Below are 9,593 nucleotides of genomic sequence, written 5' to 3' on the forward strand. Positions count from 1 at the left end.
GTGGAGTCAGAACTCACCGACATCAACTGCCCACCGACATCACTGGAGTCAGAACCCACCCACAACTGGCCTCAAGACTCACCTACAAAGCCAGCTCGGCGTGGCGAGCATGCGATACTCCGTTGTTCGTACGAGTGCGGTGCGGCGGTTCTCGTGCAAAAGCCCCGCCGCCCGCGAGATGTGAATCGGCGCCCTTCGAGGTGCCGGCCCGGCGCTTGGGAGTTGGTAGCTCCCGAGCGCCGGCCTCCTTCACCCCCCGGTGGGCGCTATGGCCCCCGCACGTACATCGCCCCTCCCCTTCCTGACCGCTTGGCGGCCGGTGATCCGCCTGTGCGGGACCAGAACCATATGGCGGCGCCTGACACAAGTCCAGCCTCTTCACACCCACTCCCACCAGGCATGGAACACTGAACTGGATGAGATTCCGGGCCACCGTACACCGCAGTTGCGTCAATCCGTCAACTGTGATGTCGCCACCTGAGACGTGCGAGTGCGTGATCACCACTGGAGTGGATAGGATCGCGGTCATGAAAAAGGGCTGGAGATGACCGAGAAGCACGAGCGCACCTTCGCGGAGCTGCTCGACTACCTGTTCAGGGAGGTGCACCCCAAGGAGCGCGGCTCCTACACGTATGCGGAGGTCTCGCAGGGAATCCGGGACACCTCCGGCGTAGCCATCTCGGCAAGCGCCATCCAGCAGCTCCGCACCGGCACCAACACGAACCCGAAGATGCAGACCATCCGGGCGCTGGCAGGCTTCTTTGGCGTGCCTCCCGGCTACTTCTTCGACGAGGAGGTAGCCGAGCGGACGCGTGCCGAGATTCAGGTGGTCGCGGCGATGCGCGATCGGGAGGTGCGCAGGGTCGCCCTGCGCGCCAACGGGCTCAGCACGTCGAGCCTGCAGATGCTGAACGCGGTGATCGACCAAGCCCGGCGACTCGAAGGAATGCCGGATGACTCGGACGACTCCGGGCTTCTTGACGACGAATGACCCACGCTCCGAATTGAACCTCGGCATGGATCGGCCCGGCCCCGCGCAGGTCGATTAGCCGCTGGTGGCTCCTCAGTCGCTTTTCATCAGCACGATCACGCGAAGTCGGTCACTTCGCATGGGCCGCAAAGCGATGACGCGAACAGGGACTTCCCGACCTCGATGATAGGGCAGCTTGAGCCTACGCAGGCTGCCATCGACATGTTCGTGGACCTCACGGCGATTCCACATTCCCTGCAATTCTGGAGATCTCGCGAGGATGTCACGCTCCAGGCGGCGCAGAGCTTCGCTTTTTGGATAGTGGACCCGCGCATAGCGAATCTGGCCCAGATATGGACGAGCCCAGTCCTCTCGCCAGTTCACGACCTGCTCGCGGGCCTCCTGACTGAGAAATGCCCACCGCATGAGGTTGGCCTGATGGACAGCCCAAGGGAACCACTCGCGCAGCGGCTCATTGTGGCCGATCAAATTCCATGCCAGGTCCGACACGTAGGCCGGATTGGGCGACTGACCGTCGAGGAATTGCTGGAGGACGTCGTCCATTTCAGCGGAAGCGTCCGTCTCCGGGCCGGCGGCGAGGGCCGGCGGTCGTCCGATGGCCCTCAAGTACAGGACGTGGCGTTCAGCGGGGCTCAGCCGCAGAGCGGACGACAGGCGGTCGAGGAAGTCCGCCGAGTAGTTGGCTTCGTTGCCCCGCTCCAGGGAGCCGTACCAGCGCTCGCTCACGCCCGTCAGGCGGGCCACATCCCGCTGCGACAGACCGACGCTCCGCCGTCCCGGCACTGTCAACCCCGGGAACCCACGGGGATCCGACCGGCTCCGCCAGGAACGCAGCAGCTCGGACAGGGACTCACCCTCCGGGGCATCGTCGCCACGCCCACACCGGGAGTCCATGAAGCGAGATGGTAGATCACCTGGTCACATGACATGTCTCACAACACGCCCCGACGCCAGTCAAAGGATCATGAGATCGTCATTCAGCGTAGCCGAACATAAAGGATAGTTGATCTTTCGCCGAATTGCGCCACGCGACACAACTCCGAGAAGCCGTCGGAGATCGAGAGTCGAAGTAGGTCGCCTCCCACCTCGCTTCGCACAGCGGAAAGACTCACAGCCCGTAACCGGAACTTCCAGTTCCTGGCGGCGCGAGTTCCACCCTCTTCCTGACATCGTCTTGTCATCGTTCACCAGCAAGATGGCGCACAGCCCAGACCGAGGGGGGATTGCCATGCCCTTGCCAGAAATCAACGAAAGCCAACTGCTCAAATCGTGTGAGGAGCAGGTCGATCGTTTGCGTCTGCCATACCGCTTCAGCACCCGGGAATTGCACGAAGCGATAGCGGCGCTTCGCGGGAAACCCATCATCCTTAAGCCCCTGAGCACGCTCGGCGCGATCGACGCCCCGTGCGGAATACGCCTGGAGATGCCAGAGTCCGACCTCCTCTTCTACGAGGAGGGGACCTCAATTCATCACCAGCGACACATCCTCACGCACGAGCTGTGCCATGTGTACTGCGACCATCCCGGAAGCCTGGAAGTCGACGCCTCTACAGCGCGTGCTCTCGGGGTCAATCCCACACTGGTGATGCGCATGTCGGGACGTACGAGCTATTCCACGGCAGACGAACGCGAAGCGGAGATGATGGCGACCATAATTCGCCAGCGCATCTACCGAGAACGCGAATCCCCTCCCCGCCAGCCCGAAAAGGGATCGGATAGCTGGGACGCACTATTCGCGCAGCCCATTAAGAAAGGTTGGTTCCGCTCACGATGAATGCCCTTTTCCTTGGGATGGCCTGCCTCCTCGCAGCCGCCGTCGGCTACTGGGTCCTCGGCCGGGGCACCCCTCGTCCTGCCGGAACGTGGGCCATGGGTGCCCTCCTCGCCTCCTTCGCTCTGGCCTTCGCCTCCTACGCACCACTGTTCGAGAACGCGGTCGAGGAGGTCGTGCCGCATGTGGGCCGACTGCTGAGCAACTCCGCCTCTCTGGCAGCTGCCACCTCCGTCCTGGCCGTCTCCTTCCAGGTCAACCTGGAACCAGCGGAAGCACGGCGGCGCATTCGCTTGCGCATCGTCCTTCTCGCTACCACCATCTCCGGCATGACGGTGCTGCTCACGTTTGAGCAGCTGACGCACCGCTCGTCGCAGGTGTACGCGCTCTACCTGCTCCTTTTCATCTCCTACCTGAGCTTCGCCATCGTCGACTTCCTGCGGCAGGCCCTCCGGCAGTCGAAGTCGACCCGCAGGAAGAGCGTGCGGATTGGCCTACGGCTGGCAGCCGCCGGCTGCGTGTTCGCGCTGGTCTACGCGGCGTACAAACTCACGGTCCTCTTCTCCCTCGGCCTGGGCTTTCAACTCGTACCCGACCACGCGCGGTGCTCCTCGCTGGTCTCCGCGCCGTGTATCTTCAGCGTGACCTCCCCGGCGATCGCGGTACTGCTGATCTGTCTCGGCCTCACGCTGCCCGCCGTGGTCTATCCGATCAGTCAGGCCCGTCGCCACCGCTGGGAAGTGCGGTCCTTCGACGCGCTTGGCCCCCTCTGGCAGGACCTGTCGGCCGCGATGCCGGAGATCGTCCTGCCGGCCGCAGACCTCGATGAGGACGCAGCGAGCGACTCCGACTTCCTCCTCCAGCGGCGTGTCATCGAGATCAGCGACGGCATTCTCGCTCTACGCCCGTACCGCTCCCGCAGCGTGCACGAGACCGCCCAGCGGACCGCCGACGCCAGTACAGAAGAGGGCTCCGCGATCGTCGAAGCTACGGTCGTCAAAGCGGCACTGTCCGCTTTGCAGGCCGGCCATCCCGCCGATGAGGTCGCCGTGCCGTCGGCGACGGACACCGCTTCCCGTGCCGGCGATCTCCGTGCGGAGACGCAGTGGCTTCTCCAGATCGCCGACGCCTACGCGCACCGCGAGACTGTGCGTGTCGCCGACGGCGGTCAACCGAAAGCAGTTGGAGCCTGACAGCATGAACGACCCCAACAAGGATCCTCGATTCCTGCACGACCCCTACCTCACCTACGCGGCTATGCGGTCCGCGTGCCCGGTGCAAGCCGTTCCCACCGGCTCAGGTGGACACAGCAGTTATCTGGTCACCGGGTACGCGGAGGCCCGTCAGGCACTCGGCGACCCACGGCTCTCGAAGAACACGGCCGCCTTCTTCGCCGACAAGGAGTCGCGACGTCGCCTGCACCCCGCAGTAGCGCACAACATGCTGGCCAGCGATCCACCCCAGCACACCCGCCTGCGCAAGCTGGTGACCAAGGCGTTCACGCCAGGCGCCGTCGCCGAGCTGCGCCCGTTCATCGCCAAGGTAGTCGACCGGCTGCTGGACCAGTGGCCCGTCGACGGGCCGGTCGACCTCGTCACTGGCCTTGCGGTGCCTTTGCCAGTCATCGTGATCTGTGAGCTGCTTGGGGTACCGGAGGCCGACCGGCCCAATGTCCAGCGCTGGTCCGGAGAACTGTTCGCCGCCGGCAAGCCCGGCCTCATCGACGCGGCCTCGAACGCCATGGCCGAGTACATGACCGGCCTCATCGCCACCAAGCGCCTAGAGCCCGGTGGCTCGCTCCTTGACCGCCTGATCTCGGCGCGCGACGGAGGCGACCACCTCAGCGAGGAGGAGCTGGTCTCCCTGGCGGTGCTGTTGCTCATCGCAGGGCACGAGACCACCACCAACTTCCTCGGCAACGCCGCCCTGGCCCTGCTCCAACACCCTGCCGAGCTGGACCGCCTGCGCAGCAACCCCGAGAACGTCCCAGCCGCGCTGGACGAGCTACTTCGTTTCGACTCGCCCGTCAGCACGGCCACCTTCCGGTACACCACGGAAGCCGTCACGCTCGGCGGCACCGAGATCCCGGCTGGAGTCCCCGTACTCGTCGCTCTTGGAGCGGCCAACCGCGATCCGGAACGGTTCCCGTCACCAGACCAGCTCAACCTGGATCGGGATGCCGTCAGCCACCTCGCCTTCGGCCACGGCATCCACCGCTGTGTCGGTGCTCCGCTGGCCAAGGCCGAAGCCGACATCGCCCTGCGTGCGATTCTGACCCGCTTCCCCGGGCTCCGGCTTGCGGTCCCACCGGATCAACTGCAGTGGCGGCACACCCGCCTGTTGCGCGGACTGGCCGCGCTTCCCCTCCTTACCTAGGGCTGCCCCGTAACTGCTGGTCAGGGACAGCCCTTACGCGAGCAGCTGGCGCCGTCCCGTTGGCATTCCTCTGGTGACATCACCAGAGGAATACGGAGTCGGGTGGCATGTGCCCGATGGTGGTCATCCGCCACCTGCCGGGCTCTTGCCGGATCTCCCGGCTGCCCTGCGGGGCTGGCCAGTGAGGTCTGCCAGCGATCCGGTCGCTTGTAGGAGATCACGTTCGCGCCCTAGCTCCTGCCCATCGAGAGGTTCCAGTTATGTCCCGCCCGCTCGAAGAATCGCCCTACGCGTATACCGTCCCACCTCTGGTCGAAGCGGTGCCAGCAGCACGGGACTGCGCTCGGCGGCTTGGGCTGAGTCTGGGCGAGGAACTGATCCACGACTTGAAGCTGCTCACCGGGGAACTGGTCGCGGACTCGGTCACACACGCGAAAGCCGCGTGAACCGTTCCGGGGCGAATGGAGGCTCCGACAAAGCCGGGGCGGCTCACGCCGGGTGTCGGCGTTAGTCTCAAGTTCAAGCGGCGTGCCAGTACATGAAGCCGAGCGAAGTCAGTCCTTCGGACCGGCAGAGGCGATCCGAAGGACCTCCGACCTCCGTCTGGAGGAGCTGGTAAGCCGCCCCGTTGACCTGGCCCCAATGCATCGCTGCACGCCAGAGTAGACGCCCAAGCCCATGACCGCGATGCTCCTGGAGGACGCCGAAGTACTGCGGCATCAGTTGGGGAGAACCGATCGCGTCGGGCCGGATCTCCATGGGGCCGATGGCGCCAGCCACCCTGCCGCTCACGACGGCGGTCAGTACCGGGCCGGCATTCCCTGCCTGTATCTGTCCGTAGAGGAAGGCGAAGCCGTCTGCGGCCATCTCCTCAGCGAAGTCAGCGAAGGTGCCTCGTACACTCGCCGGCCACTCGCCGAAGGAACGAACAGGGCCATCCGGGGCAGGGAGGGTGGTCGCGCTGAAATCTTGGAGTTGGATGCGTGTACCGCGTCCGCCCGAAGACTCGGAGCCGAGGAAACGCACGATCCGCGCCTTCTCTGCGCTGCGCTCGGCGGCCAGCTTCTGTGCGAGCTCGGTGGCGGCGAGCACGCTGTTGGACTCGATGCCGTAGACATGGACTTTGACCATTCCAGTGCCTCGCCGGGACAGCGTGGGGATCAGCGTCTCGCCTGGCTTGTGAACGATGTCCTCGACGAGAACAGTCTCGTCTTTGCTGTCGGACCATCGGATGTCCTTGTCGTAGCGCAAGAACCATTGGTCCGTGGAGGCTGCGATCAGGGTGTCCGTGAACAGGTCCTCGGTGAGGACGGACGGGTGTACCGGTCCGATCGTCGGCACGTAGGGCGCCGACACCACTGGACGTAGCCAGTCCCAGCGGAATCGCATGTGCTCAGGGTACTCATCTCGCGCTCAGGGCTCAGGCCCCGACGGGGAATCGCCGGGGCCTGGGCGCAGGTGACCGGATGTGATCAGTTGGGGTTGTCGTCGCCAGCCGCGCAGGAGCAGGCGCTTCCCTCCATCAGCGCATCGGCGTCCGACTCGATGACGAGCGACGTGGTCGCGACGAGAGTGCTCGGAAGAGCCGGGCGGATGGCCGGCAGGCGGCTGGTCTGAATCTCGACGGGAACGGGACTCATGAGCGGACCATCTCCTTGGTTTCTCCGTGCTGGCAGTAGGTGTTCAGTGGTGCCTTCGCCTCCTGGTAGACCTTGGCGAGCGGCCTGCACACCCGGCAGGAGCCGGAGAGCGAGCAGCCCGTGCAGCCACCGGTGCGAAGCATGAGCCGATCGGAGATCGCTCCGAGTCGGCGAAGTCCATCGATGCCCTCGGTCATGAGGTTGATCTGGTCGTCGCGGCCGATCTTGCAGATCGAGACCATGGCGTGTGGGTCGGCGTGGAAGAAGGTCACTCCCGCGTTGCAGCCCTGAAAGACCGGCCGCTTGCGAAGGAATTCCGTCGACTGGACGAGCAGGGGTTCACCCGTCCCTGAGAAGGTCGGCTGCATGTTGGTGTAGACGTGGTGGTCCAGGCCCCAGCCCTTCACGAGGCCCACCATGGCGTCGACCTCGTGGGCGTTGTCCTCCGTGACCACGACGGACACTCGCAGGGGCAAGCCGGCATTTCGCGCAGCGGCCATGCCTCGCTGGAAGTTCTTCCACGCGCCCTTGCGCTGGGTCAGTTCGTCGAAGGACTCCTCCGTCGCGCCGTACATGCTGACGACGACGCGGTACGGCGGGCAGTCTCGGAACAGGCGCAACAGGTCGGGTTTCCACAGGCGCGAGGCGTTGGTCGAGACCGTGAGCATCATCCCCTGGAGGTACGCGTACCGGTAGGCGCCCTCGAAGTCGGGATCGACCGTCGGCTCGCCGCCTGTGATCTGGAGCCAGAGGACTCCCGAGTCGCGGAAGATGTCGATGAGCTTGACCTTGTCGTCCCAGGTCAGGCCAGCCAGGGGGCGTTCGCCGAGGTAGCAGTGCTTGCAGCCGAAGTTGCAGTAGAGGTTGATCTCCCAACTCGCCCGCGCGAAGGCGAGTTCGGTCGGCTCGCGCACCAGGAGCGTCTGCTGGGCCCTCTCTGACAGTCTCGGCTGAGACACCCGTTTTGTCGGGTTAGTCTGGATGGGCGAGATAGGAGATCCCCTCAGCATGGCCAGCACCACCCCGATACCCAGCACCGGCGGCGACGATCCGGCGCCGAAGCCGAAGCGGCGGACGTTCCCCGCGGAGTACAAGCTGCGAATCGTCGCCGAGTACGACGCCGCCCCGCCGGGCGAGAAGGGCACGGTCCTGCGCCGTGAGCGGCTCTACCACTCGCACATCATGGAGTGGCGCCAGGCCCGTGAGGCCGGCGCACTCGACGCGCTGACCGACCGGCGGACCTCGGCGGTGCGGCCGAGGAAGGCGGCCGAGCAGGCCGAGTTGGAGCGGCTGCGCAAGAAGGTCGCCCGCCTGGAGAAGGACCTGGCCCGCCGCGATGCCGCGCTGGAGGTCATGGGAAAAGCCAACGCGCTCTTGGAACTGCTCTCCGAGAGCGCGGACTGAAGCATGCCGCCGTGCCCGTGATCGATGAGGCTTTCGCGGGCGTCCAGGGGCAGTTGGGGACCGCGGCGGCCTGCCGGCTGACCGGACGCTCACGCGCCACCCACTACCGCCGCATCAACCCGGCGCCGAAGCCCCCACCGTCCCCGAGACCTGCGCCCGCCTCGGCCCTCTCGCCGGCCGAGCGGGTCGAGATCCTGGCGCTGCTGAACCGGCCGGAGTACGTCGACCTGCCGCCCGCGCAGGTCTGGGCGCGTGAGCTGGACGCGGGCAACTACTGGTGCTCGCAGCGGACGATGTACCGGATCCTGTCCGCCGCAGGGCAGAACGGCGAACGCCGCCGCCAGGCCGCCCACCCGCCACGGACGATCCCCGAACTGGTCGCCACCGGGCCGTCGCAGGTCTTCACCTGGGACATCACCAAGCTGCCCGGCCCGGTCAAGGGGATCTGGTATCACGCCTACGTCATCATCGACATCTTCAGCCGCTACGTCGTCGGCCACACCGTCGAGCGGGCCGAATCGGCGGGACGGGCTGAGGAGTTGATCCGCGAGACCATCGAGCGCAACGGCATCGTCCCCGAGACCGTGCACGCGGATCGCGGCACCTCAATGACCAGCAAGAAGGTCTCCCAGCTGCTGATCGACCTCGGTGTCACCAGGAGTCACTCACGCCCCAGGGTCAGCAACGACAATCCGTACTCGGAAAGCCAGTTCAGGACCACGAAGTACACCGCAGACTATCCGGAACGGTTCGATTCGCTGCCCCATGCCCGGGAGTGGATGGACACGTTCATCGCCTACTACAACCATGACCACAGACACTCCGGGATCGGCCTGCACACCCCCGCCTCCGTCCACTTCGGCACCGCCGAGGAGGTCCGCGACCAGCGGGCCATCGCGCTCGCCGAGGCATACGAGCGCCACCCCCAACGCTTCGCCCGCCGACCGAGACCACCCCGGATACCCGGCCAGGTCTGGATCAACGACCCGGCAAAACGTAGGGAAACCGAACCGCAAGGTTCATAGCACCGTGAACGTCTCATTTGACTTGACAACTACCGGGGCGGCCTGACCGTCCAGGTCGAGATCCCAGGCTTCGGCTGCGGTCCCGACCAACCAGGCTGGCACCTGGTCATCACAACCGGCACGCTGCCGTAATTCCTCGTAGCGCTCGGCCGGCAGTCGCACACAGGTGGCGCTCCCCGGCTGGACGGCCAGGTAGCCATCCAGGAACGGACTGACGATCAGCTTGTGCATCCGATACCTCCTGGGACTCAGCCCCGCCCCGGCTCGCACGGGGGAACCAAGCCGGGGTGGGTGAAGTTCCCCCCGCGAACTGGACAGCGGGTGTTTACGCTGCCGGGACGAGGCTCTGCCTGAGCAAGGATCTCGTTTCGAGCGGGGTGACGTAC

The 9,593-nt window shown here is 65.6% G+C and carries 11 protein-coding genes; 6 read left to right on the forward strand and 5 right to left on the reverse strand.

All coding sequences use genetic code 11. The features are described from left to right. Nucleotides 1–544 precede the first annotated feature (544 nt). Nucleotides 545–991, forward strand: coding sequence for a helix-turn-helix domain-containing protein (locus ACWDR4_RS49020; protein ID WP_319132581.1), 447 nt, complete (start codon nucleotides 545–547; stop codon nucleotides 989–991). Nucleotides 992–1,063: 72 nt separating this feature from the next. Here the strand turns inward: ACWDR4_RS49020 and ACWDR4_RS49025 are convergent, their stop codons facing one another. Further along, entirely contained in the window at nucleotides 1,064–1,885 is an 822-nt protein-coding gene (locus tag ACWDR4_RS49025) for a helix-turn-helix domain-containing protein (RefSeq protein ID WP_450418578.1), read from the reverse strand. A 334-nt stretch (nucleotides 1,886–2,219) separates the two neighbouring features. Between ACWDR4_RS49025 and ACWDR4_RS49030 the strand changes: the two genes are divergently transcribed. The 3 genes from ACWDR4_RS49030 to ACWDR4_RS49040 are packed head-to-tail and all read left to right on the forward strand — an operon-like array spanning nucleotide 2,220 to nucleotide 5,138. Beyond that, complete coding sequence (locus tag ACWDR4_RS49030; RefSeq protein WP_450418580.1) at nucleotides 2,220–2,765, forward strand: regulator component; 546 nt, start codon at nucleotides 2,220–2,222, stop codon at nucleotides 2,763–2,765. Beyond that, nucleotides 2,762–3,955, forward strand: a complete 1,194-nt coding sequence (locus ACWDR4_RS49035) for an MAB_1171c family putative transporter (RefSeq protein ID WP_450418582.1) — start codon at nucleotides 2,762–2,764, stop codon at nucleotides 3,953–3,955. Before ACWDR4_RS49030 ends, ACWDR4_RS49035 begins: the two co-directional genes overlap by 4 nt. A 4-nt stretch (nucleotides 3,956–3,959) precedes the next feature. Continuing rightward, complete coding sequence (locus ACWDR4_RS49040; protein WP_450418584.1) at nucleotides 3,960–5,138, forward strand: cytochrome P450 family protein; 1,179 nt, start codon at nucleotides 3,960–3,962, stop codon at nucleotides 5,136–5,138. Between the two features lie 519 nt (nucleotides 5,139–5,657). On the opposite strand, the gene ACWDR4_RS49045 is transcribed toward ACWDR4_RS49040, so the two are convergent. The 3 genes from ACWDR4_RS49045 to ACWDR4_RS49055 form a co-directional block, all read right to left on the reverse strand. After that, nucleotides 5,658–6,527 (reverse strand): GNAT family N-acetyltransferase, encoded by an 870-nt coding sequence (locus ACWDR4_RS49045; RefSeq protein ID WP_450418586.1) that lies wholly within the window; start codon nucleotides 6,525–6,527, stop codon nucleotides 5,658–5,660. An 83-nt stretch (nucleotides 6,528–6,610) separates the two neighbouring features. After that, entirely contained in the window at nucleotides 6,611–6,778 is a 168-nt protein-coding gene (locus tag ACWDR4_RS49050) for a hypothetical protein (protein WP_450418588.1), read from the reverse strand. After that, nucleotides 6,775–7,692, reverse strand: a complete 918-nt coding sequence (locus ACWDR4_RS49055) for a radical SAM protein (RefSeq protein ID WP_450418590.1) — start codon at nucleotides 7,690–7,692, stop codon at nucleotides 6,775–6,777. Before ACWDR4_RS49055 ends, ACWDR4_RS49050 begins: the two co-directional genes overlap by 4 nt. A gap of 94 nt (nucleotides 7,693–7,786) precedes the next feature. On the opposite strand from ACWDR4_RS49055, the gene ACWDR4_RS49060 reads away from it, so the two are divergent. Both ACWDR4_RS49060 and ACWDR4_RS49065 read left to right on the forward strand, forming a co-directional pair. Beyond that, a complete protein-coding gene (locus ACWDR4_RS49060; protein ID WP_450418591.1) occupies nucleotides 7,787–8,182 on the forward strand; it encodes a transposase in 396 nt (131 codons plus the stop codon). 11 nt (nucleotides 8,183–8,193) lie between these two features. Further along, a complete protein-coding gene (locus ACWDR4_RS49065) occupies nucleotides 8,194–9,207 on the forward strand; it encodes a transposase (protein ID WP_450418592.1) in 1,014 nt (337 codons plus the stop codon). On the opposite strand, the gene ACWDR4_RS49070 is transcribed toward ACWDR4_RS49065, so the two are convergent. Continuing rightward, the gene (locus ACWDR4_RS49070) at nucleotides 9,202–9,438 is read right to left on the reverse strand and encodes a hypothetical protein (protein ID WP_450418594.1); all 237 of its coding nucleotides are present in this window, start codon (nucleotides 9,436–9,438) and stop codon (nucleotides 9,202–9,204) included. The genes ACWDR4_RS49065 and ACWDR4_RS49070 overlap by 6 nt on opposite strands. Nucleotides 9,439–9,593: the final 155 nt, after the last annotated feature.

This window comes from Streptomyces sp. NPDC000878 (genome assembly GCF_053599695.1).